The organism is Arthrobacter rhizosphaerae, assembly GCF_023062595.1.
Taxonomy (GTDB): domain Bacteria; phylum Actinomycetota; class Actinomycetes; order Actinomycetales; family Micrococcaceae; genus Arthrobacter; species Arthrobacter rhizosphaerae.
Genome location: NZ_JALLAN010000001.1, coordinates 163,426 through 187,743 on the forward strand (window position 1 = coordinate 163,426; position 24,318 = coordinate 187,743).

The 24,318-nt window shown below is 62.1% G+C and carries 38 protein-coding genes and 1 tRNA gene; 28 read left to right on the forward strand and 11 right to left on the reverse strand.

The window, feature by feature from the left end; genetic code table 11:
- Nucleotides 1-62: 62 nt before the first annotated feature.
- Nucleotides 63-554 carry a hypothetical protein gene (locus MU551_RS00770; RefSeq protein WP_247040232.1) on the forward strand — a complete coding sequence of 164 codons (492 nt, stop codon included), beginning with the start codon at nt 63-65 and terminating at the stop codon, nt 552-554.
- Between the two features lie 82 nt (nt 555-636).
- Here the strand turns inward: MU551_RS00770 and MU551_RS00775 are convergent, their stop codons facing one another.
- From MU551_RS00775 to MU551_RS00790, 4 genes are all read right to left on the reverse strand, one after another.
- Entirely contained in the window at nt 637-1,062 is a 426-nt protein-coding gene (locus MU551_RS00775) for a hypothetical protein (RefSeq protein ID WP_247040233.1), read from the reverse strand.
- A gap of 108 nt (nt 1,063-1,170) precedes the next feature.
- On the reverse strand, nt 1,171-1,779 hold the full coding sequence (locus MU551_RS00780) for a hypothetical protein (RefSeq protein ID WP_247040234.1): 609 nt from the start codon (nt 1,777-1,779) through the stop codon (nt 1,171-1,173).
- Between the two features lie 20 nt (nt 1,780-1,799).
- On the reverse strand, nt 1,800-2,885 hold the full coding sequence (locus MU551_RS00785; protein WP_247040235.1) for a hypothetical protein: 1,086 nt from the start codon (nt 2,883-2,885) through the stop codon (nt 1,800-1,802).
- The gene (locus tag MU551_RS00790) at nt 2,882-3,268 is read right to left on the reverse strand and encodes a hypothetical protein (RefSeq protein WP_247040236.1); all 387 of its coding nucleotides are present in this window, start codon (nt 3,266-3,268) and stop codon (nt 2,882-2,884) included. The genes MU551_RS00785 and MU551_RS00790 overlap by 4 nt, the downstream gene beginning before the upstream one ends.
- A 443-nt stretch (nt 3,269-3,711) precedes the next feature.
- On the opposite strand from MU551_RS00790, the gene MU551_RS00795 reads away from it, so the two are divergent.
- From MU551_RS00795 to MU551_RS00810, 4 genes are all read left to right on the forward strand, one after another.
- Nucleotides 3,712-4,167: a LexA family protein gene (locus MU551_RS00795; protein WP_247040237.1), complete on the forward strand. Its 456-nt coding sequence runs from the start codon at nt 3,712-3,714 to the stop codon at nt 4,165-4,167.
- 15 nt (nt 4,168-4,182) lie between these two features.
- On the forward strand, nt 4,183-5,490 hold the full coding sequence (locus MU551_RS00800) for a Y-family DNA polymerase (protein WP_247040576.1): 1,308 nt from the start codon (nt 4,183-4,185) through the stop codon (nt 5,488-5,490).
- Between the two features lie 31 nt (nt 5,491-5,521).
- Nucleotides 5,522-5,677, forward strand: coding sequence for a hypothetical protein (locus MU551_RS00805; protein WP_247040238.1), 156 nt, complete (start codon nt 5,522-5,524; stop codon nt 5,675-5,677).
- A 132-nt stretch (nt 5,678-5,809) separates the two neighbouring features.
- The gene (locus tag MU551_RS00810) at nt 5,810-6,400 is read left to right on the forward strand and encodes a hypothetical protein (protein WP_247040239.1); all 591 of its coding nucleotides are present in this window, start codon (nt 5,810-5,812) and stop codon (nt 6,398-6,400) included.
- A gap of 113 nt (nt 6,401-6,513) precedes the next feature.
- Here MU551_RS00810 and MU551_RS00815 read toward each other — a convergent pair whose 3' ends face one another.
- Nucleotides 6,514-7,317, reverse strand: coding sequence for a hypothetical protein (locus MU551_RS00815; protein WP_247040240.1), 804 nt, complete (start codon nt 7,315-7,317; stop codon nt 6,514-6,516).
- Nucleotides 7,318-7,684: 367 nt separating this feature from the next.
- On the opposite strand from MU551_RS00815, the gene MU551_RS00820 reads away from it, so the two are divergent.
- From MU551_RS00820 to MU551_RS00900, 17 genes are all read left to right on the forward strand, one after another.
- Nucleotides 7,685-8,044: a hypothetical protein gene (locus tag MU551_RS00820; RefSeq protein ID WP_247040241.1), complete on the forward strand. Its 360-nt coding sequence runs from the start codon at nt 7,685-7,687 to the stop codon at nt 8,042-8,044.
- The gene (locus tag MU551_RS00825) at nt 8,041-8,490 is read left to right on the forward strand and encodes a homing endonuclease associated repeat-containing protein (protein WP_247040242.1); all 450 of its coding nucleotides are present in this window, start codon (nt 8,041-8,043) and stop codon (nt 8,488-8,490) included. Before MU551_RS00820 ends, MU551_RS00825 begins: the two co-directional genes overlap by 4 nt.
- Before the next feature lie 57 nt (nt 8,491-8,547).
- Complete coding sequence (locus MU551_RS00830) at nt 8,548-8,739, forward strand: hypothetical protein (protein WP_247040243.1); 192 nt, start codon at nt 8,548-8,550, stop codon at nt 8,737-8,739.
- Nucleotides 8,736-9,071, forward strand: coding sequence for a hypothetical protein (locus MU551_RS00835; RefSeq protein ID WP_247040244.1), 336 nt, complete (start codon nt 8,736-8,738; stop codon nt 9,069-9,071). The genes MU551_RS00830 and MU551_RS00835 overlap by 4 nt, the downstream gene beginning before the upstream one ends.
- A 159-nt stretch (nt 9,072-9,230) precedes the next feature.
- On the forward strand, nt 9,231-9,488 hold the full coding sequence (locus MU551_RS00840; protein WP_247040245.1) for a hypothetical protein: 258 nt from the start codon (nt 9,231-9,233) through the stop codon (nt 9,486-9,488).
- 216 nt (nt 9,489-9,704) lie between these two features.
- Nucleotides 9,705-10,028 carry a hypothetical protein gene (locus MU551_RS00845; RefSeq protein WP_247040246.1) on the forward strand — a complete coding sequence of 108 codons (324 nt, stop codon included), beginning with the start codon at nt 9,705-9,707 and terminating at the stop codon, nt 10,026-10,028.
- Nucleotides 10,028-10,267 carry a hypothetical protein gene (locus MU551_RS00850; protein WP_247040247.1) on the forward strand — a complete coding sequence of 80 codons (240 nt, stop codon included), beginning with the start codon at nt 10,028-10,030 and terminating at the stop codon, nt 10,265-10,267. Before MU551_RS00845 ends, MU551_RS00850 begins: the two co-directional genes overlap by 1 nt.
- Nucleotides 10,268-10,299: 32 nt before the next feature.
- Nucleotides 10,300-10,533, forward strand: a complete 234-nt coding sequence (locus MU551_RS00855; protein ID WP_247040248.1) for a hypothetical protein — start codon at nt 10,300-10,302, stop codon at nt 10,531-10,533.
- Between the two features lie 272 nt (nt 10,534-10,805).
- Nucleotides 10,806-11,306 carry a single-stranded DNA-binding protein gene (locus tag MU551_RS00860; RefSeq protein WP_247040249.1) on the forward strand — a complete coding sequence of 167 codons (501 nt, stop codon included), beginning with the start codon at nt 10,806-10,808 and terminating at the stop codon, nt 11,304-11,306.
- Between the two features lie 202 nt (nt 11,307-11,508).
- The gene (locus MU551_RS00865; RefSeq protein WP_247040250.1) at nt 11,509-11,775 is read left to right on the forward strand and encodes a hypothetical protein; all 267 of its coding nucleotides are present in this window, start codon (nt 11,509-11,511) and stop codon (nt 11,773-11,775) included.
- Nucleotides 11,776-11,807: 32 nt separating this feature from the next.
- Nucleotides 11,808-12,044: a hypothetical protein gene (locus tag MU551_RS00870; protein WP_247040251.1), complete on the forward strand. Its 237-nt coding sequence runs from the start codon at nt 11,808-11,810 to the stop codon at nt 12,042-12,044.
- 78 nt (nt 12,045-12,122) lie between these two features.
- Nucleotides 12,123-12,271, forward strand: a tRNA-OTHER gene (locus tag MU551_RS00875).
- 41 nt (nt 12,272-12,312) lie between these two features.
- The gene (locus MU551_RS00880) at nt 12,313-12,621 is read left to right on the forward strand and encodes a hypothetical protein (protein ID WP_247040252.1); all 309 of its coding nucleotides are present in this window, start codon (nt 12,313-12,315) and stop codon (nt 12,619-12,621) included.
- A gap of 45 nt (nt 12,622-12,666) precedes the next feature.
- Nucleotides 12,667-13,335 (forward strand): thermonuclease family protein, encoded by a 669-nt coding sequence (locus MU551_RS00885; RefSeq protein ID WP_247040253.1) that lies wholly within the window; start codon nt 12,667-12,669, stop codon nt 13,333-13,335.
- A 46-nt stretch (nt 13,336-13,381) separates the two neighbouring features.
- On the forward strand, nt 13,382-13,525 hold the full coding sequence (locus tag MU551_RS00890; protein WP_247040254.1) for a hypothetical protein: 144 nt from the start codon (nt 13,382-13,384) through the stop codon (nt 13,523-13,525).
- Nucleotides 13,526-13,530: 5 nt separating this feature from the next.
- Nucleotides 13,531-13,797 carry a hypothetical protein gene (locus MU551_RS00895; RefSeq protein WP_247040255.1) on the forward strand — a complete coding sequence of 89 codons (267 nt, stop codon included), beginning with the start codon at nt 13,531-13,533 and terminating at the stop codon, nt 13,795-13,797.
- 36 nt (nt 13,798-13,833) lie between these two features.
- Nucleotides 13,834-14,178, forward strand: a complete 345-nt coding sequence (locus MU551_RS00900; RefSeq protein WP_247040256.1) for a hypothetical protein — start codon at nt 13,834-13,836, stop codon at nt 14,176-14,178.
- 139 nt (nt 14,179-14,317) lie between these two features.
- Here the strand turns inward: MU551_RS00900 and MU551_RS00905 are convergent, their stop codons facing one another.
- Complete coding sequence (locus tag MU551_RS00905) at nt 14,318-14,560, reverse strand: hypothetical protein (protein WP_247040257.1); 243 nt, start codon at nt 14,558-14,560, stop codon at nt 14,318-14,320.
- A gap of 157 nt (nt 14,561-14,717) precedes the next feature.
- Between MU551_RS00905 and MU551_RS00910 the strand changes: the two genes are divergently transcribed.
- From MU551_RS00910 to MU551_RS00935, 6 genes are all read left to right on the forward strand, one after another.
- Nucleotides 14,718-14,930: a hypothetical protein gene (locus MU551_RS00910; RefSeq protein WP_247040258.1), complete on the forward strand. Its 213-nt coding sequence runs from the start codon at nt 14,718-14,720 to the stop codon at nt 14,928-14,930.
- Nucleotides 14,931-15,152: 222 nt separating this feature from the next.
- On the forward strand, nt 15,153-15,407 hold the full coding sequence (locus MU551_RS00915) for a hypothetical protein (RefSeq protein WP_247040259.1): 255 nt from the start codon (nt 15,153-15,155) through the stop codon (nt 15,405-15,407).
- A gap of 237 nt (nt 15,408-15,644) precedes the next feature.
- On the forward strand, nt 15,645-18,557 hold the full coding sequence (locus MU551_RS00920) for an NACHT domain-containing protein (RefSeq protein ID WP_247040260.1): 2,913 nt from the start codon (nt 15,645-15,647) through the stop codon (nt 18,555-18,557).
- Nucleotides 18,558-18,920: 363 nt separating this feature from the next.
- Nucleotides 18,921-19,295 carry a hypothetical protein gene (locus tag MU551_RS00925; RefSeq protein ID WP_247040261.1) on the forward strand — a complete coding sequence of 125 codons (375 nt, stop codon included), beginning with the start codon at nt 18,921-18,923 and terminating at the stop codon, nt 19,293-19,295.
- A gap of 149 nt (nt 19,296-19,444) precedes the next feature.
- Entirely contained in the window at nt 19,445-20,167 is a 723-nt protein-coding gene (locus MU551_RS00930; RefSeq protein ID WP_247040262.1) for an HD domain-containing protein, read from the forward strand.
- Between the two features lie 41 nt (nt 20,168-20,208).
- Complete coding sequence (locus MU551_RS00935; RefSeq protein WP_157242136.1) at nt 20,209-20,460, forward strand: hypothetical protein; 252 nt, start codon at nt 20,209-20,211, stop codon at nt 20,458-20,460.
- 73 nt (nt 20,461-20,533) lie between these two features.
- Here MU551_RS00935 and MU551_RS00940 read toward each other — a convergent pair whose 3' ends face one another.
- The 5 genes from MU551_RS00940 to MU551_RS00960 all read right to left on the reverse strand — a co-directional run bounded on the left by MU551_RS00940 (nt 20,534) and on the right by MU551_RS00960 (nt 23,395).
- Nucleotides 20,534-20,755, reverse strand: a complete 222-nt coding sequence (locus tag MU551_RS00940) for a hypothetical protein (protein ID WP_157242137.1) — start codon at nt 20,753-20,755, stop codon at nt 20,534-20,536.
- 70 nt (nt 20,756-20,825) lie between these two features.
- Entirely contained in the window at nt 20,826-21,017 is a 192-nt protein-coding gene (locus tag MU551_RS00945) for a hypothetical protein (protein WP_247040263.1), read from the reverse strand.
- Between the two features lie 69 nt (nt 21,018-21,086).
- The gene (locus MU551_RS00950) at nt 21,087-21,563 is read right to left on the reverse strand and encodes a hypothetical protein (RefSeq protein ID WP_247040264.1); all 477 of its coding nucleotides are present in this window, start codon (nt 21,561-21,563) and stop codon (nt 21,087-21,089) included.
- 32 nt (nt 21,564-21,595) lie between these two features.
- Nucleotides 21,596-22,912: an acetate and sugar kinases/Hsc70/actin family protein gene (locus MU551_RS00955; protein ID WP_247040265.1), complete on the reverse strand. Its 1,317-nt coding sequence runs from the start codon at nt 22,910-22,912 to the stop codon at nt 21,596-21,598.
- Between the two features lie 48 nt (nt 22,913-22,960).
- The gene (locus MU551_RS00960) at nt 22,961-23,395 is read right to left on the reverse strand and encodes a hypothetical protein (RefSeq protein ID WP_247040266.1); all 435 of its coding nucleotides are present in this window, start codon (nt 23,393-23,395) and stop codon (nt 22,961-22,963) included.
- Between the last annotated feature and the right edge of the window lie 923 nt (nt 23,396-24,318).

The window sequence follows — 24,318 nt, forward strand, 5'->3', positions numbered from 1 at the left end:
CCCTGAACAGGGGTAACGTTTAAAGGGCCTTACGCCCTCGCCCGACCCCAGGAGTACGAACCATGGCCCTCGACCAGACTTTCCTACGCTCGCCCCAGGACTTCCGCAGCATGCTCGTGGACATGCAGGAAGGAAGCTGGCCCCCGGACGAGGCAGACGTCATCCGTATTGCGCAGGCCAGCGCTCTGCTGATCGAGTGCATCGACGCCTGGGAGACCACCACGCACGGCAAGAATGTCTTTGACGTCACCCGCGGGGAGATCACTACTGCAGATGTGCGCCGACTCCTTGCCCAGGAGGTCGCACTGAGCTACGAAGGCGATGTCGCGGTCCTGCTGGTGCCGCCGGGAGACGAACGCGTGCGCGTCGAGATCCGTGCCGACGTAGACGAATACCAAGGGTTGCTGAAGCGCCCGGAGATGGTCCTTGACTGGGACGAGGACGGCGAGGAACACCAGTACCACATCTCCCTCAAGCCCAAAGGCCCGCACTGGTACATGCTCTCTCAGCTGCGCGACGACATGAAGGAAGGTCGACTCGTCAGTCAGTCTTGAGCGCTGCTGAACGCTTAGTTCAGGTGTCGGCTCCAGAAGGGATCATCGGCCCAGTCCTCGGGGATGCCCATGCCGCGAAGATTCAGCGCCCGGCCGGCAGTGCCACGCCGAGTCGGACGCGATAGACCTTGAGCACCTTGCCCAGTGTCCTCAGGCCCTCGTGATGGTCAATACCCGTCTCCAGCTCTTTGAGCCGGATCGGCCGGATTCCTGCGACCTCGGCGACTTGCTTGTGTGTCGCTTTCCCGCGGAGCTTGACCAGCAGGTCCGGAAGATCCTCCCCAAGGTCCTCGAACATCCGGAACTTCTCGGTGGTCCCCATCCTTGTATGGCCGATATGAAGGTGCCCGCAGTGTCCGCAGGAGTACCAGCTCGTCGAAGGGTCTCCGCGCAGCCTGTCCGGGATCTCTGACTCGCTGCGATAGCGCCGCTTGAAAACCTCCCTGCCGTCGCGGACCGTCATGCACTCGCGCGGAGCGTCCTGAGGCCGGGCGGCAGGATTCGCCATCCCGGCGCACTTCGGTGCACAGAACAAGCCGAGCAGCACCTGATCCTGGGGACGAAGCCCCAGTCCCTTGCCGCACCCCTTGCACCGCTGCCTCTTCGGAACAGAGTCTCAGCCACCCTTGCTCTCCTTCTTGTTCTTCGTCCTGTCAGCTTCTGCCTTCAAACGCTCACGCCTCGCGCGGGCTGCGGCCTTGATCCTTGTGCGGTATTCCGGGTCATCCCGGTACCGCTGCAGCTGGCGCTGCCTCTTGTGCTCGGCCCGTTGCGGATCGGCGGCGATGTACCGGGCGCTGGCCGCAGACTGCTTCGCCAGGAATCCGGGATCCTGGCGGTACCGGCGAAAATGGTCGCGCTTGCATGGTCGACAGACCCAGGTGCCGTCCTTGGCCCAATAGCCGTTCTCCTCATTCATCGCGTGCCCACGGGCGCAGCTCGTGCTGCCCGGCCGGCGCAATGGCTTCGAGGCCATCTCCATATGCTCCGGATTCACGCAGTCGCTCCGGCTACAGCTCATGCGCAGGATCTGATCCTGTGTCAGCGGCTCAAGACCCAGATCCTCCTGAAGCGCCGCCCACGAGAAGCGGCGAGGCGTGACCGAGGACCGCCCGTGCGCCAGACCGAAGCGGCCTGACGCGGACCAGAGCCAGCAGCCGGTGCCGTCCTGGGCCCCGGCTTCCTTGTCGACTTTCGCCCAGAACCGCTCGGCATCTGCGCTCATACGAGCCTGAATACCACTACTCACCTGATCGGCCGCCCTTCACGCTCCCGTTCGATCCTCGCCTGTTTCTTCGTTTCCTCCCGCACCTTGTCGCGTACGAAGAGCGCATCCTTGTGGATGATCGGGGCGTCATGGATGTTGTGTGAGCCGCGCAGAAAATTGCTCGTGCGGTCCGCAATCGAATAAGCAAGCGCCTGCTCGATAGCGGCACTGGCGTCCTTCACTTCGCCCACCTGCTCGCGCAGACCCGCCAGACCCTCGTTCCGCTCGCGCTCACGCCGTTCGAGGTTCTCCATGCGGGCCGCGATGCTGCCCAGCAACGGATCTCTTGACCGGAACAGCTGCGCCGCCCGGCGCGTAGCCGCGTCGACGTCCAAGCCGAGGTCCAGTTGAGCCAGCAGGAAGGCCGTGACCAGACTTGCCTGGCTCAGACGCTCGGTGAACTCCCTGGCGGCCGCATCGCTTGCGCCAAACTCCCGAACAGCCGCCGAGCGCAGTTGCTCGCGCAGTGTGCCGACCAGGACCTCGGGCAAAGCCCGGACTGCCGGCTGGCTTTTGACACCGGAGAGACGGAATCCAGTCTGGGGGAGCGTCACGCTGTCGCCTTCGTCCCCTCCGTCCGAACCACCTCTCGCCGCCGCGCTCTGAACGGCCTCCTGATGGTCGGTGTGCTGGAGCGGGACCGGGGGTGTGAGGTTCGCCTCCGCATGCGGAGGGACCGGGGGTGTGAGGTTCGCCTCCGCATGCGGAGGCATCGGGGGAGCGAGCACGTCGGTCGCGTCGGAGAGATCCTCCGCATCATCGTGCGCCTGAGGGGCTGCTGCCCCTGATGCTGCTGCCTCACCCGGCTGGGACGCAGCTGTCCCGGTTGCGCCGGATGAACCGGAGCCCCCGTGTTGTGTGGACGATCCTTCGCGCTCGAGATCACCGGAAGCAGCGTCAGGATCCGGGTGAAGGTCCTTACCGGACTCCTCCTGATCGAGCGCCCTGGCCTGGGCCTTCTTCAGACCATCGCTGCCGCCGGTGCGATAGGCGTCAAGGAATGACGTATCGATGTCCATGCGTTCATCGGTCGAGGGCATGATTTCGTTCAGGTCCTGGCTCACGTCAGTTCCCCATTCTCTTCATCGAGCAGGTAGTTGTCGCCGCGGGTCAAGCCGATGAGGGAGTCGAAGCCCATGGTGACAACCCGCTCCAAATTCGCGGTGTTCGTCGAGACGGCCTTGAGCTCGTCAATGACCTGGTTGATGCGGGCGGTGAGAATGTCCGGGATGTCGAAGTCGAGATTCTCACGTTCGATCTTCTCGGCCACTGCCTCAGCAATATACTCGTTGACCGAGTCGTACTCGCGCCGGTCAGCCCAGTACTCGGCCCGCTGCTTCTCGTCCCTCGACAAACGAGTGAAGACCCGCTCCCGGCGGTCGTTGCCGTTATGATCGACGCCCGGCCCGCCCCCGGATGGTCGGGCAATACCGGATCGAGCAGCCAACTTTGACTCCTGGACGACGGCCATGTCTCACCTCTTCTGTCGTATTCGACTGATGTATGAGTCCATTCTATGCCATTCGACTCGCTGTCACGAGAGGCGACAATGTCGGCATGAGTGATCTTTGCGAATGGACCATTCATGAGGGTAGAGTCATCCACACCACCCGATCAGCGTCTGATCGTGTGCACCCAGGCGGCCTTGGCTTCTCGACCCCAGAGCCAGGGCCGCCAAACATGATTCGCATATCCATCCATGCGAAAAAAGGAGGCCCCGGCGCGCGTAAAGCGCACCGGGGCCTTTTTCTGCCTACTGTCCGGATTCGAAGCCCTTCGGGTTGCCGCCCAAGCGCCACCTCGGTGGCCTGGATTCCCGCTGGCGTTGTGTGCCGTCTCCGTCCGGGCGTACGATCTACTATCGAACATACGTTCGAATAGGAAGTGGATATGCAGGCTTCGCAGCCAGAACCTTTGGCGCTCGACGGGCCGCTGATACTCCCGCTCGCGCCGGAAGCGGTCGCTTGCGGCTTTCCCAGCCCTGCAGAGGGATATTGGTCCGGAGACCTTGATCTCATCAAACACCTGATCCGGGACCCGGCCTCCACATTCGTTTGGAAAGCAGCCGGCCATTCGATGACAGGAGCCGGAATCAACGACGGGGACTTGTTGCTCGTTGACCGGGGGATCAATCCTGCCCCGGGAAGGATCGTCGTCGCTATCGTCGACGGCGACTACACCGTCAAGCGACTCGATGTCATCCAGGGTCGTACCGTTCTCGTGGCCGAGAACCGCGACTATGCAGACATCGTTCTTCACGAACATACGGAGATGTCTGTCTGGGGTGTGGTCACATGGATTCTGTCCCGTCCGACGATCAGACGCGGTGTCAGACCTCTCCGATAGTCTCCGGCCGTGGCAATGACTACTACTCTCACACCAGCACCGGACCAAATTGCTCTCGTGGACTGCGTCTCCTTTTACGCCAACGCCGAGAGGGTCTTCGATCCAACGCTGCATGACCGGCCGACCCTTGTCTTGTCGAACAACGACGGATGTGTGGTCGCTGCATGCCCGCTGGTAAAGGCACTGGACCCGGAAATTATGGGGAAACCATGGTTCAAGATCCGTGCCTGGTGCCAAGCCAATGACGTTCAGGCCAGGTCATCGAACTATGAGCTCTACGGTTCGCTGAGCTCCCGGGTTGCCACGATCCTGGGCCGCTTCAGTGCGTGGCAGGAAGTGTATTCGATTGACGAAAGCTGGCTGAAGCTGCGGGGCACTCCTGAAGAACTCGAGCCGCTGGGCCAGGAGATCCGACAGGCTGTCCTCCAGCTGACCGGCATCCCTGTCCGGGTCGCGATCGGCCCCACGAAGACCCTCGCCAAGGTCGCGGCTCTCGGCATCAAGAAAAACCCCGCATTCAATGGCGTGCTTGACCTCCGGCGCTTCCCTGAAGAGCAACTGAGCCGAATCCTCGACTCCCTCCATGTCACAGACCTTTGGGGCGTGGCCGGACGCAACAGTAAGCGCCTTGCTGCACTCGGCATCCATACAGCCAAAGAACTGCGCGACGCTGATGCGAAGTGGCTCCGCAAGCGGTTCTCCGTGGTCATGGAGCGCACCATCCTGGAACTGCGCGGACAAAAATGTATTGAACTGGAGACCCAGCCGCCGACGGCCAAAGACCAGCTGATCTACTCCAGGAGCTTCTCGCGCAAGCTCACGGACCCCGACGAGATGCACCAGGTGCTCTCGATCTACGCCCAGCGGGTTTCGGCACGGCTGCGGGCCCAGGGTTCCGTCGCCGGCGTCCTCTCAGTGTGGGCTTCAACCGGTTGGGCCGACGAAGGGACCGTACCGCATTCAGCACACCGGTCTGTTCCATTGCTTGTCCCGACCGATGACCCCATCGCGCTCACGAAAGCTGCCTGTGTAATCCTGCCGGATCTGTTTCCCACTCCAGGTATCCGCTACGCCCGTGCAGGGGTCGTGCTCACCGGACTGAGTGCAGCTGACGGGATTCAGTTCCTGCCTGTGTTCCAGTCCGAATTCGACGACCGGGGAATAGGCGACGTACTCGACGAGATCACCAGGAAGCTCGGCCCGCAATCAGTCGGCGTTGGTCGCGGTGGCCTGAAGACTCCTCCCGGTTGGGAGATGAAGCGGGCCATGCTCTCCAAGCGCTGCACGACGCACTGGGACGAACTGCCGGTCGCTGTGGCCTGACGACAGCCGCACGAGCCTTATGCTCAAATCCATGGAAGTTGTATTGACCGTTGAAAATACCGAGGGTGAATTATCCCGCATCAGTGCCACAGATGCGGACTACTACACCGCGCTGGCCGCCGCGCAGGCCAAGATCCCCGAGGGATCCCGGGCGATCAACATCCGCGTACCGGACCGGGACATGTAGTCAACAGCATCTTCCTGCCCCCGGATACGCCGTTTGCCGCCGTGGCATAGATATTTCCGTCAGAGCTGCATGCAAAGCTGGAAGAACACCGGCGGACAACTTCCGTCCGGCAAATACAGCACGAGGGGGATCATGACTGACATTGCCATTTCCATTTCCGAGCCCAACTTCTGGTGGCGCGCAGACGCCGGGCAGGTCCGAAAGTTCGTACCCGTCGACCCGGACGTCGACGACGGACGGCAGCGATGGGATGACCGTGACAAGCAGCGCTGGAATCTCATTGCGCAGGCTGTCATCCAGGTTTCACAGGCCCTGGCGGCCGCTGAATGGGAATCTGACGACGGTGACATTGGTCACGGGTGGGTCCGGATTGACGCAGGCGACCTGACCAAGACCGAGAAGAAGATCGTCCAAAAGTGGTTCAGCGCGGCCGAACCCGTGCGCATGGATCCATGGTTCGAACCTCTGCAGAACGGCCGGCATCGTCTGTGGTCGACGCTGGACTTTTTTGGTAGTGAACCGGTTCCCATCAAGGGTGACGCCATCGGATACGCGAATCCGGCGGATGCCGAGGTGCTGGGAAATGACTGGCAGCACTTCTTCGTGAAGAACGTCGAAGAGCTCGAGGCTGTGACCTGGTTCGACACGACGGACCCCGTCAACATCCGTTTCGCCGATGCACTAAAAACAGCAGCCCGCAGGGAGTTCCCTGCACCGCTCTGATCCGCTGGACCAGAGAAAAAAGAGATGACCCCGGGAAGCCGCAGCTTCCCGGGGTCGTTTTCATATTTCAGACCATAACCATCGCGGCGTCTGCAGATGGGTGCATGTCAATTTCAGGCTTTGCCGTCCTTACGCTTATCGCCCGTTACGTTGGTCGTGCAGTCCACGAGGACCGTGGTGAAATCCTTCGATTCCCAGATCTGCTTGTCCTCGATTTTCGGCAGGTAGTCCGCAATCGCCCCGCTGCCGATGGGCGCTCCGCCGGCCAGGAAGCGCAGCGTAGCCTGTGAGAACCCGGCGTTGAATGCGACACCGGCCAGGCATTCACCTGTCGCCGCATAGGTCTTCGTCTGTTCCTCGTCCCGGGCGTAAGAGGAGAACATCGAGACCAACCCGTCTGTCAGCTCCGATGCCGAATTGATGGTTCGACCCTCCTTGATCTCAAACTTCGGCGTGAGGTTCGGCGCGGCCTCCTTCACCTCCTCAGCAGGCTTGGGCGACTCATACGTCTGATCGCCGCCCCCGGGAGGGATGACCGCGTCAACACACGCGTCGAAGCCGTCGCCCAGCTCGGGGGAGAGCAGGACGGCCGCATCCATCGAACTGACCTTTCGCAGGCCCTCGGCTACAGCACCGATGTCGTCGCTGTTTTGCTCGACGATGTAGGCCAGACCCGGGTTCGAGATGCCCTTACCCTTCACGGCAGCAACAAGACACGTGCCGCCGTCGGCGCTCTTTGTCCCCGTGCCCTGGAAGACGAGCCGGTCCAGCGCCTTGCCCAGGTCCTGGTCGCTCACCTCGACCGCGCTGACGCTCGGGCTGGGCGAGGGCTGTGCGTTATCATCTCCGCCCGAGCAGCCGGCCAGCAGGACGCCCAATGCTGCCAGCGCGGCGGCCGGGATCGCCGTCTTCGTCATTATCCGGGTCTTCATCGCTTTGCTCTCTCCTGTTAGGTGCGCGTCCCCTGTGGGACGTCTTTCTGCTCGTATCCGACTCATCTACGACATCATTCTATCGGACTGATGTATCAATGACCTATGAGTGATCAGTACCAATGATGGGTGGAATCCATTCGGAATGAGGGGCGCGGGGAGCTGCGCTCCTGTGCGCCGGGAACCCATGGACTTCACGTGGCACTGGGGTAGTTGGGATCAACGAAGTTGATCCGGAGGAATTATCGACGCGTCTTGTTCGCGTCTCCCGGGGCCGTGGGGTTTTGGCGGGTCAATGGCCCAACTCCCGAACCAACACAGACCCCGCCCGCGAAAGAAAGAGGTCGGCGTCATGGACATCACCATCGAACATCCCCTGGCTCACCTTGAGGCCGACCAGACCTTCGATGCCATCGTCGGCAACCTGACCTTGACCGTCATCGACAAACGCGCTGTACCCGAGAACAGGATCACCGTACTGCTTGACCTGCCGCACCTGGAGAAGTACGGACACCAGCGCACCCGTGAGCTGGTTTACGGCTGCAACTTCCCCGTGGCGGTCGGGGACCAGGTGCTCTGCCCGCCGACGCCGCTTTATTCAAAGTGGACCACCGGCGTGATCACAGCCCTCGACGGCCGACAGTACCGCGGCCGCGTCAAGTACGTCCGCAAAATCAAAAAGGTCCAGCCGGAGGAGGGCGAAGTGCGATGACCAGCCTCCAGCACCACGTCCCGGCCCCGACCAAACCCGGCCCGGTCGTCTATACCGACCGTCAGCTGCTCAACGCGCTGCGTCGGCTGGCACTGAACGAGCCGACCATTGGCCGCCGAACCTTCGATCAGCGCCGCCACAGTTCGGACCCCACGTCGCAGCTCTACGAACGCAGATTTGGCTCCTGGTCCCGCGCGCTCGAAACCGCCGGCTTGACGTCCATCGAGCAGCCCCGGCACTTACAGGGCGCGACGACGAAGTGGACCGAGCCGGCGATACTCGAGGCGCTGAGAAACTGCCAGCGATGCACAGGTTCCACCACGGTCGCTGCCTACGAGGCCTGGCGGACGGACGCCGACTGCCCGCAGTCCGATGCCCCGCCGGCGACAACCATCCGCTTCCGGATGCGCAGCTGGTCCCGGGCAACACAGCTGGCCTTTGACTAGGCCCTCTGCCCATACCGCAATCCCATCACGAAGGACCCGGAAGGATCGTCGATCCCCATGCCCACCCTCTCTGACCTCTATAACGCCGACCAGCGCACACGTGATCCGGAGATCCGCGAGCTGACGGAGAAGAACCTCATCCCGCATCCACTGAACAACGTCCAATACGCCGACGGCATCTCGAAATGCCGCCATGGCAGGAAACACGATCAGTTCCAGCTCTGCCGCCAGGAGGTGCGCCGCTCATGACACCGGACCCCGCAGAATCCTCCATCGTGACCCTCACCCGCACTGTTCACGACATGCTCTCCGGCTCCGCGCTGGACGAAGATGCCCGCGCGATCGCACAGCAGATCAGGGACCGGAACCTCTCCATGCTCTCGCCTGAACAAGAGTGGTGCGAGGACTGCTCCCGCGACATCGACGCAGCCGCCGAGCCCGGCATGCCACAGGACGTCGCCGACCGATCCATCGAGCCGCTGCCGCTGCCCCCTGACTGGGATCCCGACTGGGGGCCCGGGCCGCTGTATGACGTCGCGTATCTGGTCTGCGGGCACACCCTGGCCCACCTGGCTTCTTGAACAGGTGGGAATCACCTGTGGCGCTGCTTTTCTGCAGGTTTCGTGACGTAGGGGTCAAGGGCGACCCGTCGGCGGACCGACGGAGATAGCGCTGGATCTCTCACGCAGCGGGGCTGCGTCGGGTCCTGGTCGACATCCAATCTACGAAGGGACCTTCCCGTGCTCCCCATGACACCTGCCCAGAGCTGGGCGTTCCTCGCCCTGGTCATACTCGCCATTCTGTGCCTCGTGTGGCTCATGGCCGAGCACCACCGAACGAGCCTGAAGCGCCGGACAGCTTCTGCTGAGGTCACACTCGCCCTCGAAAATACCGTCGAACAGCCCACGCGGCGTCCGGCTCTCCATCTCGCCGAGGGCTCCACGGAGGCTCTACAAGGTCCCCGCGAGGTCTACGACTGGGCTGTGCAGGGGATCTGAACAGACCTCATCCAGCCCTGGCCCCCATCGGGTCTGGAGCAAGACCTCCAGCGGCCCAGAGCCGCACCACGAACAACCCCCGGTCCGCCGCATGATGCGCCAGACGCTCTTTGCACCCAACCCAGTCACGTGCAACGACAGCAGCCCGGTAAAAGCCACGGCGGCTCGGGGGTCACCACGTCGGACCCACCAGGCAATCCCGAAAGCGAGAAGACCATGAACAAGACCAGCTCACCAGCACCCGTCGTCAAGCACGGCATCACCATCGAGTTCAGCGCGATCACACTCAATGGATCGCTGCACCACGACGACGAACGCCGCGCTCTGATGCTGATGACCGAAGAAGGCCCGGAGCGCGTCTCGGTGAACCTTGAGGCGTACGGACTCGTCCCTGCTCCCGGCCACGTCTATGTCAAGGACTGGTCCGAGCACGCGGGACTTGCCGAGAGCCTCCAACAAGCAAGGCTGGCCCGAATCGTCGGGTCTGTCGTAGTCGGGCCGTTCTCCTCCACGGCCTACGAAGTCGAGGTGACACTCTGATGGCTCTCGAACCCCAGATAATTGCGCGCCTTGGTTCCATCCGCGAGCACCTCGGAAAGCTCGAAGAGAGCAACCGCAAGCTGATCGCCCTCGGCGAAGAGCGCCTTGAGGTCGAGCGACGCCAGCTTGAAGCGCAGGACACGCAGAACCTTCTCGGCTGGATGCAGCTGCAGCAGGTGGCAGGTCGCGATCCCGACCCGAGCCTCATGGACATCGTTCGCCAACGGCTCCGGTTGTGAGCCCGTACCAACTCAAAAAGGAGGGTCGCGCCATGGGAACCGTCATCATCGCCCTCCTGGTCCTCGGAGGAATCGTCTGGTCCACGACCAGAATCCTTCGTTGGATGACGGGGGAGCGCGCGCTCAACGTCGTCGGGCTCGAATCCCGGTACTGGTACGCCAGGGAGATCGGGGATGTGGCAGGTGCGGATCAGATCGAGGCTCAGTTACGCGACACCCCTGGTTCCGGCTGGGGGAGACCCGCAGGTAAGACGCAGGGCATGTGAAAAGCGAGTCAGATCAGCAGAGCTGATGCGGGACTCGTGATGAAGGGCTCTGGATCACCGAAGGCGATCGAAGGAAGAGCTCTGGAAAGAACAGCAGAGCACTCGATCAGCGCAGCTGATTCGGGGCTCCGTTCGAAGATCATCATCTGATCAGCACAGCTGATCCGGATGGAGGTCTGAGAGACAACAACCGAATACTTCAACTCACCCAATTCGCGCGCGGAAGCAATGACATTGCCCGCGCGCTTCGTGCACAACGAGGAGAAACAATCATGTCGAACCCCCGCAACTCCGGAACCGTCATCGGCCGCCTGACCAAGGACCCCGTCGTCTTCAACAACCAGGACGGCTCCAAGAAGGTCGCCTTCACCCTCATGTCCGACCACGACTACACCGACGCCCAGGGCAACCGCGGCGCAGATGCTGTGCCCGTGGAAGCCTTCGTGCGCGCGACCACCAACGGCACCGGTCCTTTCTCAAGCATCCACAGGGGCGACCTCGTCGCCGTGGCCGTGAAGCTGAAGCAGGACCGCTACCAGAAGAACGGCGTCGAGGTCTTCGAGCTCAAGGCAGTCGTCCAGAGCATCACCTTCCTCGAGCCGCGCTCGGTCACCCAGGCCCGTGTGAGCGAACGCGTCGCCGCCGCAGAGGCCCAGAACCAGGCTCTGCAGACCCAGGTCCAGGACCCGGCCCCTGCCGCCGTTGCTGCACCGGCTGTCGCCACCAGCGCTGTCCAGAGCGAAGAGCTGCCCTTTGGAGAGCCGCCCTTCTAAGCCAAGGCGCGCACGCGGCACAGCAGACCATAACTGAATACCCACAACCGAATACAGGTGGCCATGCCACCGCAGATCCCCGTTCCGAGGAGCCTCGCGCTGCTCGGGCGGGGATCTGCTTTTCCACCCCAAAGCACATCAGCACAGCTGATGCGGTTCCGCTGTTGAAAGAACACCCTCGTCCGTAAGAAGGAGACCTGCCATGCAGACCGTCGCAGTTGAAACAACCGACGCCACCGACGTCACCGGCCGCGAGGAGACACTGCGCGCCGAGCTCACCGGCATCGTCGGTGGAGTGATCGAGAACCACCCCGGCCCCGACGTTGAGGCCATGGTCGACGACGTCGTAACGGCACTGGTCGAGAAGCTGCGCTTGCACGCCAGCAAGCTGTTCGTTGCCAAACACGACGACCGGCCGGCGGAGAAGTTCCGCACCGTCACTGGACGGATGGACGTAACCGACTCATGACGGAGCGCAGGCACTACTGAGAGGAACCCGACATGAGCTTGTTGCTTGAACCCCGGCCCACCATCGCGAAAACAGTCGAGCCTGTCGACGCCCGGCCGCCGGCTGTCTCCGACATCCCGGCCCCAGCCCGGATCCTTGCCGAGTTGTACCCGCAAATCGTCAACTTTGATGCCACCGGGCTGACTGCTGAGGAAGTCCATTACTTCCTCGGTGGCGAATCACCCGGCATCGCCTATTTCCAGTACCAGGTCCTCGTGGGCCGGTCATAAACCAAACGGCTGGCAGCCTAAGCCCTGATCCGGCTCCAACCATCCCTTCCATCAAAGCTGTCCGCACTGGACAGCCCCGGCGCTCTAGCTCAGCGGCAGAGCACTCGGCGTTCTGACTGCCCGCGGTTCGACTCCGCATCAATCCCCGGTCGGGCAGACCCAGGCGACAGGTCCGGTACAGGACGACGCACGAGAGGTCACGGGTTCGATTCCCGTGAGCGCCACCAGATCCCTATCTCCAGTCCCATCAGCCCAGGAGCGCAACCTCATGACTGACATGATCACTCCCGCCTTCCTCGCGATGGCCAGGAACACGGACCCGGCGGCAGGCGGAATTGTCTTCGACTCCGCTGAACGCCACCGTATTCTCGGCGGCAAAAGCGCCAGGCTCCTGCGCCGCGGCGACCGGGTCGCCCTGCGTGACCTGAACCCGGATCTCGAAGAGGGCACCGCCGTCATCGACCAGGTGCGCCCATCGGTGGGCACGACAGTTCACGTCCTGACCATCGGTGGAAACGCCTACCTCGTCCGCGGTTCGCGCCTGGTGCTCGTCATCCGCGACGGCGCTGAGGCCTGAAGCCCCGATCCGCATACCATTGACCTCTTCAACTAGGAGCACCACATGAAGCGCAACGCATCCCGTCTCGTCCTCGGCTGCCTCGTGGCCGCACTGCTGGGCATCAGTACACTGACAGGCTGCGACGGCGGCCAGCCGACAGTTCCAGGTGTCCCAGGTGACCAAGCACCGTCGAGCAGTCAGGCTGCGGATCGGTCCGCGCCACCTCAGTCTCAGGATGGCGAAAAGCCCGTCTCGGTCGAAACCGAGATCATCCGGGTGATCGACGGCGACACCATTGTTGTCCGGGCAGTTGCCGGCGTACTGCAGCCAACCAATGATGCAGGCACCCAGCACACCGTACGTTTGCTGGGCATCGATGCCGCCGAGATGAACTATGGCAAGGACGCCGGCCCCGAATGTGGTGCCCAGGAGGCTACTGACCATCTCGACAAGCTGCTGCCCGAAGGTACCCAGGTCACCATTTCGTATGACTCCTACGCCGACCGCACCGACCGCTACGGCCGGTCGCTTGCCTACGTCGTTGTCTCATCAAGCGATGAGGACGTCAACCTTGTGCAAACCGCCGGCGGGTATGCCGAGGCCTGGATTCCTAAGGGTGAACCCCAGCCTGAGCGCTGGCACGAATACCTGTCCGCCGCCGAGCAAGCGAAGTGGCAGCACAAGGGTGCTTACGGCGCGCCTGCGAACTGCCCGACACTCGGCCGCCAGTAATGGCTGACCACTCAACGTCGTTCTCGAAGACGATGGCCTCGACTTCATGGCCAGCCCGCCGGCGGACGATGCATTCCCCGGACCCGTCATCAATGAACAGGACGGCCGGGGTGATGACGATCCGATCGTCTGCATGAACAACTACTGCAGTCACAGCGGCACCTTCGCGGAGTTCCGCCTCGGGTGGTGATCACCATGACCACGACCCAACCTGAGAACACCAGCGACGACGCCCGGCCGGTCAATGCGACTTTCACTCTCACCATGAGGGGCAGGCACCGCCCTGAACTGCGGCGGGCCGAGGCCCAGGCCCGGCTCCGGTTTGCTGCAGCCATCCATTCGATGTATGCCGCCGAAGACGTGCCGGGCCACCACAACCTCAACGAACAGGCCGCGGTCGAGCTTGCAAAGGATGCCTACGCCCAGGCTCTGGCTGATTTGATCCGGGGCGACGCAGGCTGAGCACCACCCGTCATCAACCAACTTCAGGAGCACCGCATGACCACAACAGCTGAACCCCGAACTGCTGATCTTTCTGATCTCGCTGTCGGCGACAAGGTCGCTGTCAGGCGCAACCTCGACCACCCCGCCTGGATGAAACAGGTCCCCTGTGATCCCAGGAACGGTTCCACCACGAAACTGATCCGCGACCCGGAGGTCGTGGAGGTGCTGGGCACGAGCACAGTGCTGGACCGCCGTGAGATCCCGGCCGTCGCAGGCTGGGGCGGACGGGAGGCCAAGACATTGGTCCGCCTGCCCAGCGGCTTCTGGTACGACTGCGCCACCGGCCTGCAGGACGGGTCCGGGTCCACTCTCATCGCGCGCACAGCAGACGAAATCTAAGACAGTCTCATCCATCAGCACCAGCCCGGCACGGGGATCACCCCTGTGCCGGGCTCTTTTCTTTCCTCGTCGGTACTTCGCTGATCGGCACAGCCGATCCGGATCTGGGATCGAAGGACATTGACGCTCCTTCGTGATCTCAGAGGAGCGAAGCGCGATGAGCAACGACAACCACAAGTGCAGTCTGGCCCAGCTCGAGCACGGCCTGGAAATGCTCGACCGCAAACTCCAGGCGCTGGATCTCGACGCTCCCGTGCAGCTGCGCGCCATCGGCGGCTTCGCGCTCATGAAATACGGCATCCGCGCTGCCGACCGTGCATTCACCGTCGACATCGACACTGTGACTCCTGACTTCGCCTCCGAGGTCTCCGCGGCGATCCACGAGGTGGCGGCCGAGCTCGGGCTCGAGCGCGACTGGATCAACAACGACAACGTCATGGACGGCGAGGATGCTGAGCTTGTGGCGTCGATGTACCAGGCACGGTGGATGCCCGATGACTCTGTAGTTTTACGAATGCATAGGCCTGCAGGTTGCCAGCGTGCCCACGCTGACACGCGCCAAAATCATCGCTGCCGACACCGCCGAGTTCTCGGGCCGCGCGCAGGACCTGCCCGATCTCCTGGAGCTGCTGCGTTTCCAGGGCATCAGGACCGCTGCGCAGTTCCAGACTGCGTACCCCGATCCCTACGACGAGTACCCCACAGCCCACGACGCCGTGCGCGAGCACTTCGCCGCGCAGACTGTGGCCTGAGCTTGTGATGGTCCTCGACCACCCATAGACCCGCGTCAGGCCAGCTGACGCCGTGCCCTGCCCCGACCGTGCAGTGCGCCGACCACATAGAGCCCCGACGGGGATGCGCGATGCGCTCTTCGTCGGGGCTCGCTCTTTCTTCTCTTCTTCAAGAGCGTGATCAGCGCAGCTGATCCGGAGCAGGAAGTGACAAGACCACCACGCAGGCTCCAGGAGGACGACATGAGCACCATCACTGCACCCGAGCAGGACATACTGCCCCTCGACTTCGGATTGAATGCCTGGTCACTCGCACCCGTCTACGACGATGACGCCCGCCAGGCTGATCGAAAGCTGTGCCTCGATTACCTGAAGCAGTGGGCCGGTTCCTTCAAGCGCGAAGATGCGACCACCGAAATCAGCAAAGACGACTTCGTAGCGGCTGCCGAACGCCTCGCTACGGCTCGGTCGTCGCAGACGTGGTCGACGGGGAGATGATCGAATTGCGTCTCCCCGTCATTCGAATGGGCGTCACCCTGCCCGTGGAGAACCTGCCCTTCCGCCCCTTGCGGATCCGTGAGGAAGAGCTGGTGATCTGAGGCGTTGTCCGGCGCAGCATCCACGAACCGACGACGCCAACTCGTTGGCATCAAAGGGTGGTTAACTGGGAGCTACGTTTCTTGCCTGGGCGGTTCAGTGGTGCGCAGGAGCGATGAATTCTTGGGGGAGTCTGTCTTGGCGAAGTACGATTTGGATCGTTTGGGCGATGTTGAGTTTGAGCATCTGACCCGAGCATTGGCGATTGCTGTCTTCGGAGCCTCTGTCGAGGTGTTCGGTGTGGGATCTGACGGTGGTCGAGAGGCAACGTTCGAGGGCTCGATGTCCTACCCTGACGATCGGGGGGCTAAGGACAACTGGAATGGCTACCTTGTCATTCAGGCAAAGTTTTGCGAGGAACCCAAGGGTGTGGCGGACAACGCGAAGTGGCTTCGTAATGCCGTCCAGCGCGAGATCAACGAGTGGAAAGATGAAAAGAAGCGCAGGCGCACCAATGGTCGGCTGCCGGAGTATTTGCTCTTCACCACGAATGTTCAGCTCTCTTCGGTGCCAGGCGTCGGGGGCATTGACGAACTGAACTCACTCCTGGCGAAGGAACTACCGTCTCTGGGAATTCGGGGATGGGCACTCTGGCATGGAGATAAGATCCACGCGCTGCTGGACAACTACCCTGGCATCCGGAACCGTTACAACGCCTTTCTCATGGCCGGCGATTTGCTTTCGCAGATACAGAGCCAGCTTCAGCTTGATGGACAAGGACTTGAAGCAATTTATGAGACACACAGCCTGAAGAGTCTCCGACGGGAGCAGTGGGTCCGTCTCGATGAGTCCGGAGCAGACCGGTCCAAGCGCCTTCCGCTTTCGCAAGTCGCTATCGATCTGCCTCACATGGAGGGGTTCCGTGCTGACGGAGGCGATCCGGGCGTGCTGCGTAAAATCATTATGCTCGGTGATCGGATGCTACGCCCTGGGGATGAAATGCCTGATCAGCCACATGTGGTCGTCGTCGGTGGTCCGGGTGAAGGCAAGTCGACGCTGGGGTTGCTCCTTTGCCAGGCGTACCGGCTTGCCCTTTTGCAGACATACCCGGAATCCAAGCTTGCTTCCGCGGATGCCGATGTTTTGAAGACAATGCGTGAGCATCTGGTTCGCGAAATGGGTGTGCCGCTCCCTCTGAATCGTCGCTGGCCGGTTCTTGTCAGGCTGAGCGAGTTAGGCGATGCGCTCACTAGCGGCAAGTCCGGAGGCCTACTGCGTTTTATTGCTGACAGGATGAACGATCTGATCGATGGAGATGCGCCGGTCACCCCGGCGAAGTTGAAGTCATGGCTTCGCATATGGCCATGGATGATTGTGCTCGATGGTCTGGATGAGGTACCCGCTTCGTCCTCCCGCGAGAAGGTCTTTGAAGCGATCGACGACTTCCTCACCGATGCCAGAAGCGTCGAAGCCGATGTGTTCATCGTTGCGACCACCCGGCCGCAGGGCTACGCTCAGGAACTCTCACCTGAGTCCTACGAGCAGCTGACTCTTGCGCCACTCTCGGCCGAGGAAGCCGTGAACTATGTGAGACAGCTCGCCGCCGTTCAGTATTCAGGGGACGACGAGTTGCAAGAGCATGTCGTCCGTCACGCCAAGATAGCTGTTCAGCGTGAAGCGACAAGCCGGCTGATGGTTACACCGTTGCAAGTCACGATCATGAGCTTGTTGCTGGCCAAGCGCGCCAAGCTCCCGGAAAGCCGTCACGAGCTGTTCAGCCAGTACTTTTCGACCATCTACGAGCGTGAGATGAACAAGGAGCCTTCGTACTTGGCTAAGCTCCTTCGAGAACATCGGCGAAACGTTCAGCGGATCCACGAACGTGTAGGGATCGCCCTGCAGCAACGAGCTGAAGACGTCGGGCACGCTGACGCGCTCCTCACAAACAAACAGTTCGAAAGTGTCATCGCCGAACGGCTCAGGGCTGAAGACTTCCCCGACGGTGATGTGCAACGGATTACCTCAGACCTCTCGAAAGCGGCTCTTGACCGGCTCGTCCTCCTTGTTCCGCGGAAGGCCGAGCATGTCGGTTTTGAACTCCGTAGCCTTCAGGAATTCATGGCAGCCTCGTACTTCTTCAGCCTCGGCGACAAGGAGACGTTGGACCCGTTCGAGCGGACTGCCACATCTGCTCACTGGCGGCACACATGGCTGCTCGGGGCAGGTCAGCTTTTCGAAGAGCGCGAGATTCTCCGCGACGGTCTCGTTTCTTTGGTCGGCGACGTCGGCCACCGAGATGAAGCCACCGGCACCAGTCTGCTCGGACCGATGCTCGCAGTCGACCTGCTCGACGACGATATTGCCGCGGACGCACCCAAGTACCTTCGTCGCCTCACCAGATACGCGCTGGAGGCTCTCGGCGAACATCCTGGAAGTCACACAGAGCAGCTGAATAGAGTGCTGAGAGAATCCTCGGAACGCGACACGCAAGCCTGGACCCAGGTGAAAGAACGTATTCAAACGAGTCTGAAGGCTGGCTCCGGGGCGAAGCTCTCCGCGGTATGGCTGCTGGCAAGTCTTTCAACTAGATCAGACAACATCGCCGCACATGCACGCGCCCAGCTCAATACTGCGCTGAAAGGTCTGGACACGGCAGAGTCAGCTGCGCTTGTGTGGTTCCTGCGCGAACGACCAGAACTGATGAAACTGGGAACACTTCGATCTCTGTCCATCGAACTATCGGGAATGCAGAATCTGGGGGACCTCATCGCGCCATACCTGTCGGCGCAGGATGACTTTTCAGGTTCCCCGGGGCAGAAGCCACTGCTCAAAGAGCTCCGCTCCATCAGCGCTACCCGGATCGCGGCAGACGAAATCGTCTTCTACGCCGTCGAAGACATCCCCGATGTGGCCAGGTATGGCCTACTGGACCTTCTCCGTGTGTCGGAGGAAGCCCGTCGGCTGGTTTCCATCGTCATTCAGGTACTACCCATCGAAAATGCGCCGGTTGGTGACTTCCTCCGAACACAACTTCGCGCTGCGATATCCACCAACTCGGCGCAGTGGGGTCCTGGCTGGGCCCAAGATATCAGGGAAAGTATCGAAGACTGATGCGATGTAACGACTGGTCAAACCGGCCCTATGTGAACGCGCTCATTCCATACAGCAACTAACCAGGGAAAGAACTGCAGTACTTGGTGACCAATCAGCTGAGCTCTTCGAGTTGCTGGCTGGCTGAATAAACCCCCTCGCCTAACTTGCCCCTCGCACTCGGCGGGCCTTCGACTCAGAGAACCCCAGCAGCTCATAGCTGGTGGGGTTCTCTTTTTTTCGATCGCGTCGCGAACCGACTGTTCGCTCTTCTTCCTGCAAAGGATCAGCACAGCTGATCCGGATCTCGTTCTGAATGAGAACTCTCAATGGTTGGCCCTGCACCCGCGGGCCAGCGGACGACGTCTGTAAAGGAGCCTTGCCATGTCTTTCCTCGAACGCATCGGATTCATCGAGACCGAGGGGCAGGAGCGCGAGCGTCTGGCCCAGTCGCCGGAGGGATCCAGCAACCACCACCTGTCCACGCTTCCCATAACGATCCGGGAATGGCCGCAGGACCTGCTAATCGAGCTGCCGGGCTCGACGATGAACGACCACCGCCTCGTCGTGGTCCCCATCGATTACCGCAAGGACCTCCTGCCCGAGGGGGTTGAGGAGGAGCCGAAGCCCCGCAAGCGGAACTCTGGTTCCTGGACGTGTGCTGTCGTCTCAAGCGACCACCCGAGCTATCCCGTGGGTGGCTACCGCATCGTGATCAGCAGCGCCGAGCTGGCCCGCGGCAGAAAGCTCTCGGTCTGAGGCCAGTCCGACTACCCCGACCTCATGCTTCGGCATCGGGTCGGGGTTTTTCTTTGTCTGGTTCTTCTTTTGTCCTCGGGAAATGCGCTGCAGGGCAGCGCCTGGTGTCTTGCGACAGGAAGACAGCCGTCTCGAACGAAGGAAAAGCCATGACCACCCTGCCCATAACGCGTGTCCCGCTCAAGCAGATGGACCCAGCCATGCTTGTGTTCGAGCTCGACCGTGAGATCCAACGCCTGATGCCCGGAACCGAGAATTCAGAGCTTGTCACCTCCGCAGCTACGATGGCTTCGTTCCTCCATCGGAAGCAGACGCGCTTCGTCAGGGGAGACCTGCCGCGTGTGCCGTACATCGAGCATCCGCTGCGCGTTGCCTTGCGCCTCCTGCGCTGGGGCGTTGTCGATGCTGAACTGATTGCAGCAGCGCTCCTGCATGATGTTGTCGAGGACTGCAGCAAAGAACTGCTCGAAGCCTTCGGCCACCCCAGCGAGAAACCGCTGGATTGCCTGTCCCGGATCTACGGCCGGCGGGTCGCGCAGCTGGTAGGCGCGGTGACGAACCCGGAGAACAGCACCAGTTACGAAGAGCACGTCACCCTGCTTGCCAACTCCGGCTCCCGGGCGCTGCTCATCAAGGCCAGCGACCTGAAAGACAACGCAGGATCCATCCGTCATCAACTTGGCCACGGCCAGGACTCACGGATGTACCGGATGTTGTTCAAGTACATGCCGGCGGTGGAGATCGTGGGGAAAGGTCTGCGCAGCTCGCTCTGCTGCCACACCGGCCAGCAATGCACCATGGTCGCCGTCGCCGAGATGGAGGACCTCAGCCATGATCTGGCAGCCTTGTCGGCCGAACACGGCATTGACTGAAAACCAAGCAGACCAGTCAAAAAGTTTAGGAAGGAACTTTGATGGGTACCAGACAAGTAACCCTCACCTCCTGTGATCGTTGCGGAGCTGAGACTGATATTGATGTTACCCACGAGAATTCGGACAACTACGATCCGAATGCCCACGTATGGCGGACCCTGAAATTCCACTACATCCAGCCCTGGTTCTTTCTCTGCCCGGACTGTGTGCAGGCCTTCCTGAAGTTCATCGCCATGGAAGCAGTACTACCTGTCAAAGTGATTCGCAGAGCCGACCGCGCCTCAACCGAATGACCAACAGCACTGCAAAGACCCCACCGCCAGGAGCTCAGGCTCCGACGGTGGGGTCTCTTTTTTCGTCAGTGAGTTACGGCTGCTCGGGATCGTCGGGATTGTCGCTGTCGTCGACGTCCTTCATTCGCTGTTCCAGCCTGGCTGCGTGGACCTGCTTGGCTTTCCGGTAAAGCTTTACGCCACCGGAAACGATGACGACGGTGCCGGCCACGACGCCTGCAATGATCAGGTCCTCCACACGGGTGTCATGACTGCCGTCGTGGTAACCCTTGCCATAGACCGCGCTTCCACGCACGAGTCCCCCCTTTTGAAATACAAATGACGCCCAAGCCTACCTTAGGGGTCCACCATCAACAGGGCGTCCATCAGGCAACGCCATCGGAGAGAACAACGCCGAGCAGGAACACCAGGGCAGAGAACCCCATCAGGAGCACAGCGAAGACCGCCGGCCGTTCCTCGTACAACTGCCTGAGCCGGGCAACCATACCGGATGGCTTATCTCCGGGCTTGTGCTGGTCCTTCTTGGGTCCGTCGTTGGTCTTGTCGTGATCGGTCATTGTGCTGATGCCTCCTTGGGGCGGTGTATGGACTGCTGCTGGTCGGTCTGTAGTCTCCGTCGGGACGAGTCAGGACCGGGGTTCATTTCCAGGGAGCTGCAACGCTGCGCCCTCGCGCTCCTTATAGACCTCGTAGAGCGTCCGGCCCGTCGAATCGACCTGCAGAAACGCCAGCAGCGCCTGGTCGACGTCGATCATCCTGGCGGCCACGAGCGCAAGCTGCGCTTCGAGCCAGGTCTTCATGACCCGCCAGGCGACGGGTTCTGCCTGGGCCCGGCTGGTCCTCTCGGCCTTGCTGCCTGACTTCAGGCGGCCGGCCTTCTCTTCGCTGCGGAGCAGCGCCTCCATACGGTCGACGCTGGCAGGGAGCGAGAAGCCGCGCTGGCCGTGCGGCGTCTCCAAGACGAAGTCGAGCGCGCTGGGCACGCCGGAGGCGTCGTAGTCGACGCTGATCCGGCGTGCTCCATGCCCAGCAAGCAGAGCCTGCATCTCGGCGACGGTCTGCACCGCCGAGATCTTCGTCGTGTAGTTGACAGGCACCGCCATGGCTCAGCCTCCCGCCTCCGCGCTACGGCTCATCACGCCGCAGCCTTGCTCCGCTTGGCCACGGGCTTGGCGCTCTTCGCGACGGCGTTGGCCGCCAGGTAGAGACCCTCGCGGTTCAGGTGCCGCGAGTATGCAGCATCGAGATACAGCACCGGGATCGAGCCGGCTGCCTTCTGCAGGACCGGGCGCAGGATCTCCTTGACCGGACCCGAGCCGCCGCCGTAAACATAGACCACCTCGGTGGTACCGCCGACCTCGGTGAGGACGTCCTCGAACCGCGAGGCGATCTCGTCGCAAAGGTACTCAGCCTCTTCCGAGACGAAGCCGGCCGCCCTGTCGAAGCGACCCTGCAGGAACACGCTCGGCTCCTGCTGCAGGAAATCGGCCAGGGCCTTGCGGTTCTTGAACCGCAAATCCTTATCACCGCTGGTGCTCATGCGGTCCAGGGCGTTCGTCAGCGCGGTGCCATAGCCCTGCTCGAGGGTCCCGGCAGCTTCAGAGTTGAACGCGCCGTCGGTGAAGACCGGGAAGTTCACGGTGCCCTCGCCGACGTCGACACCAACGGTGTTGCGTACGCCGACCAGCAAGCCTGCGGTGACGCCCTGCAGGCGCGCGGCCTCCTCCGGATCCGAGGCCCGCAGGTCATCAAGCAGAGCCTGTGCCAGCGGCTCGCCCTTGTCGGTGATCGCAAACTGCGCGGATGCACCCTCAGGCAGCACCTGCACGTCCTCGAACGTGAGGCGCACGGTGACCGGAGTGCTGAAATTCTTGATCGTCACCAGGTGAACCGTCGGATCCGCGCTGCCGAGGCGGCCGATGAACTGGGCGGCGTAAGAACTGCGGCGCTGCACGTACTCGGCGATCGGCAGTGCCAGGCCCGTGCGCACCGTGGCACGCAGCTCGTGATCCGGCAGAGTACCGTGGGCGCGCACGTGGTCGCGCAGGACCTTGGCGGCGAATACACCGAGGACAAGCACGAAGCTCAGCTCTTGATCGGCCTTCGAGCGGGCACCGAGGACCTCGAACTGTGTGAACTTCGAGCCCGGAGTACTCAGCGCCGCGCGGCCGAACGTGCGCAGGTCCGAGTGCCCGACCAGGGGAGTGGTGAATGAGGCTGCGAGGTGATTGTAGAAGTCATCCTCGACGACGATCCTGAGGGCATCAGCATCAGCCTCGGGTACCTTCGGCGTGGCGCGTGAGGTGCTCACCACCGCAGAGGGCAGATCGATTGCGTCGAAGACCTCCTTGCCGTTCACTTCGCCGCGGATGACGCCCTTGACGTAGCCGTTACCGACATCGATGCCGCCGGTGAGCTCAATGGTTTTCTCGGTGGTGCTGTTGCTGCTCATGGTCTGTGTCCTTCTCGTTCAGGTGTTCGTTGTCTCAGGAAGTACGGATCAGTGGGTGAGGAAGGCATCCAACCCGGATGGGGCGGCCTTCACGACTGGCGGCTCGGGGCGCTGCGCGGGTGTCTCGATGAATGGTTCTTCATCAACCTCGGCCGGCTCGGTGCCGACCTGCGCTGCCTCCTCGGTCACAGCCTGCACCTCGGCTTGAGCAGGAACTGGAACCCCGGTGTTGGCTGTGCCTGCTTCGGGTTCAGCGCCAGTGCCCTGGAACTCGGACTCGCTCTGCGGCGGGCGGCCCCGGCGGGGCAGCTGCTCGATGGGCCTGTTCACGACGTCGATGTAGCCGTCCCGCTGAATGGACTCGCGGATCAGCAGCTGCAGGGATTGCGAGATGTCGTTCTGCGTATCCAGCCACTGGTTCGTCGACACGTCCACGCGCGGGACGCTCCAGCGCAGGCGGCGCGGCTCAGCAGGCTTCGTCATGATTCACACCCCCTGGCGCAGTCGTGCTGGTGGCCTTGCTTGCAGTCATCACGGACCCCTCTCGTGCGTGGTCCGCGATGAATATCACCATTCGCGGCCCTTTCGACTCATCTATCAGTTATTAGTCTATGGTCTTTCAATGGTCTCTACAAGGACCAGTGAAAGACCATCGTGAGTCCATGGCTGAATGCGGCAGAAATCGAGGCATCGGAGCACTGGGCTGGCCTTGGTTCCGACAGCGCCACCGGCAGGACCCGAATAAGTCCAGTGCCGGGCCAGCGCCTTCGGGCGCGCTGGCCCGGCCGAGGTCTCACCCGGGACCGGCACTCGGTCCCATACAGGCCGCCCCAAGACCCCGATCAGTCCACGGTCTGACACAGGTCCGGCAGGCGTCTTGATGCGGTGCCGCCGCGCCCATGAAAAGACCCCGATCAGTCCACTCTTGAAATGCAGTCCGCTGAAGACCTTCAAGAGACCAGCACAGGACCACCAGTGCACCGACGCGAGCCCCGAGGAGCGCCTAGGGCCACTCAATAGGTTGTGAATGGTCTGTCTGGACTTATGCGGGTCCTGACTGCGTCTTTGTCGCGTCACGGTGCAGCCACGACAAGACATGATCTGTCCGCGCCGAGGCCACGCTCAGTCTTGCTGTTTCGTCGCAATCGGGGCGATGAGCTGTGTGCAGGAGCCCGCCGGCGACCCCTCGAGGCACTGCTTGGAACGCCGGCGGAGAGAGCCTGGTCAGATATCGGTGCAGGGCTGCTGCGCAAGCGTTACAGATGGCGTCACCGACTCGTCGTGGGGCCCGCAGGGAGAGCAGAGGGAAAGGCGTGAAGGGGTGTAGGCCCCCGCAGGCAACGAGAGGGTGAGGACTCCCGTTCCTGGAGCGACGTCATCCGGCTCACGCCTGGAACCGATGGAGG

What these genes read in the sequence shown, in the direction of transcription:
- MU551_RS00770 (WP_247040232.1), top strand. Translation starts at nt 63, where the DNA reads ATGGCCCTCGACCAGACTTTCCTACGCTCGCCCCAGGACTTCCGCAGC.
- MU551_RS00775 (WP_247040233.1), bottom strand. Translation starts at nt 1,062, where the DNA reads ATGGCGAATCCTGCCGCCCGGCCTCAGGACGCTCCGCGCGAGTGCATG.
- MU551_RS00780 (WP_247040234.1), bottom strand. Translation starts at nt 1,779, where the DNA reads ATGAGCGCAGATGCCGAGCGGTTCTGGGCGAAAGTCGACAAGGAAGCC.
- MU551_RS00795 (WP_247040237.1), top strand. Translation starts at nt 3,712, where the DNA reads ATGCAGGCTTCGCAGCCAGAACCTTTGGCGCTCGACGGGCCGCTGATA.
- MU551_RS00800 (WP_247040576.1), top strand. Translation starts at nt 4,183, where the DNA reads ATGACTACTACTCTCACACCAGCACCGGACCAAATTGCTCTCGTGGAC.
- MU551_RS00805 (WP_247040238.1), top strand. Translation starts at nt 5,522, where the DNA reads ATGGAAGTTGTATTGACCGTTGAAAATACCGAGGGTGAATTATCCCGC.
- MU551_RS00810 (WP_247040239.1), top strand. Translation starts at nt 5,810, where the DNA reads ATGACTGACATTGCCATTTCCATTTCCGAGCCCAACTTCTGGTGGCGC.
- MU551_RS00815 (WP_247040240.1), bottom strand. Translation starts at nt 7,317, where the DNA reads ATGACGAAGACGGCGATCCCGGCCGCCGCGCTGGCAGCATTGGGCGTC.
- MU551_RS00820 (WP_247040241.1), top strand. Translation starts at nt 7,685, where the DNA reads ATGGACATCACCATCGAACATCCCCTGGCTCACCTTGAGGCCGACCAG.
- MU551_RS00825 (WP_247040242.1), top strand. Translation starts at nt 8,041, where the DNA reads ATGACCAGCCTCCAGCACCACGTCCCGGCCCCGACCAAACCCGGCCCG.
- MU551_RS00830 (WP_247040243.1), top strand. Translation starts at nt 8,548, where the DNA reads ATGCCCACCCTCTCTGACCTCTATAACGCCGACCAGCGCACACGTGAT.
- MU551_RS00835 (WP_247040244.1), top strand. Translation starts at nt 8,736, where the DNA reads ATGACACCGGACCCCGCAGAATCCTCCATCGTGACCCTCACCCGCACT.
- MU551_RS00845 (WP_247040246.1), top strand. Translation starts at nt 9,705, where the DNA reads ATGAACAAGACCAGCTCACCAGCACCCGTCGTCAAGCACGGCATCACC.
- MU551_RS00850 (WP_247040247.1), top strand. Translation starts at nt 10,028, where the DNA reads ATGGCTCTCGAACCCCAGATAATTGCGCGCCTTGGTTCCATCCGCGAG.
- MU551_RS00855 (WP_247040248.1), top strand. Translation starts at nt 10,300, where the DNA reads ATGGGAACCGTCATCATCGCCCTCCTGGTCCTCGGAGGAATCGTCTGG.
- MU551_RS00860 (WP_247040249.1), top strand. Translation starts at nt 10,806, where the DNA reads ATGTCGAACCCCCGCAACTCCGGAACCGTCATCGGCCGCCTGACCAAG.
- MU551_RS00865 (WP_247040250.1), top strand. Translation starts at nt 11,509, where the DNA reads ATGCAGACCGTCGCAGTTGAAACAACCGACGCCACCGACGTCACCGGC.
- MU551_RS00870 (WP_247040251.1), top strand. Translation starts at nt 11,808, where the DNA reads ATGAGCTTGTTGCTTGAACCCCGGCCCACCATCGCGAAAACAGTCGAG.
- MU551_RS00880 (WP_247040252.1), top strand. Translation starts at nt 12,313, where the DNA reads ATGACTGACATGATCACTCCCGCCTTCCTCGCGATGGCCAGGAACACG.
- MU551_RS00885 (WP_247040253.1), top strand. Translation starts at nt 12,667, where the DNA reads ATGAAGCGCAACGCATCCCGTCTCGTCCTCGGCTGCCTCGTGGCCGCA.
- MU551_RS00890 (WP_247040254.1), top strand. Translation starts at nt 13,382, where the DNA reads ATGGCCAGCCCGCCGGCGGACGATGCATTCCCCGGACCCGTCATCAAT.
- MU551_RS00895 (WP_247040255.1), top strand. Translation starts at nt 13,531, where the DNA reads ATGACCACGACCCAACCTGAGAACACCAGCGACGACGCCCGGCCGGTC.
- MU551_RS00900 (WP_247040256.1), top strand. Translation starts at nt 13,834, where the DNA reads ATGACCACAACAGCTGAACCCCGAACTGCTGATCTTTCTGATCTCGCT.
- MU551_RS00915 (WP_247040259.1), top strand. Translation starts at nt 15,153, where the DNA reads ATGAGCACCATCACTGCACCCGAGCAGGACATACTGCCCCTCGACTTC.
- MU551_RS00925 (WP_247040261.1), top strand. Translation starts at nt 18,921, where the DNA reads ATGTCTTTCCTCGAACGCATCGGATTCATCGAGACCGAGGGGCAGGAG.
- MU551_RS00930 (WP_247040262.1), top strand. Translation starts at nt 19,445, where the DNA reads ATGACCACCCTGCCCATAACGCGTGTCCCGCTCAAGCAGATGGACCCA.
- MU551_RS00935 (WP_157242136.1), top strand. Translation starts at nt 20,209, where the DNA reads ATGGGTACCAGACAAGTAACCCTCACCTCCTGTGATCGTTGCGGAGCT.
- MU551_RS00945 (WP_247040263.1), bottom strand. Translation starts at nt 21,017, where the DNA reads ATGACCGATCACGACAAGACCAACGACGGACCCAAGAAGGACCAGCAC.
- MU551_RS00950 (WP_247040264.1), bottom strand. Translation starts at nt 21,563, where the DNA reads ATGGCGGTGCCTGTCAACTACACGACGAAGATCTCGGCGGTGCAGACC.
- MU551_RS00955 (WP_247040265.1), bottom strand. Translation starts at nt 22,912, where the DNA reads ATGAGCAGCAACAGCACCACCGAGAAAACCATTGAGCTCACCGGCGGC.
- MU551_RS00960 (WP_247040266.1), bottom strand. Translation starts at nt 23,395, where the DNA reads ATGACGAAGCCTGCTGAGCCGCGCCGCCTGCGCTGGAGCGTCCCGCGC.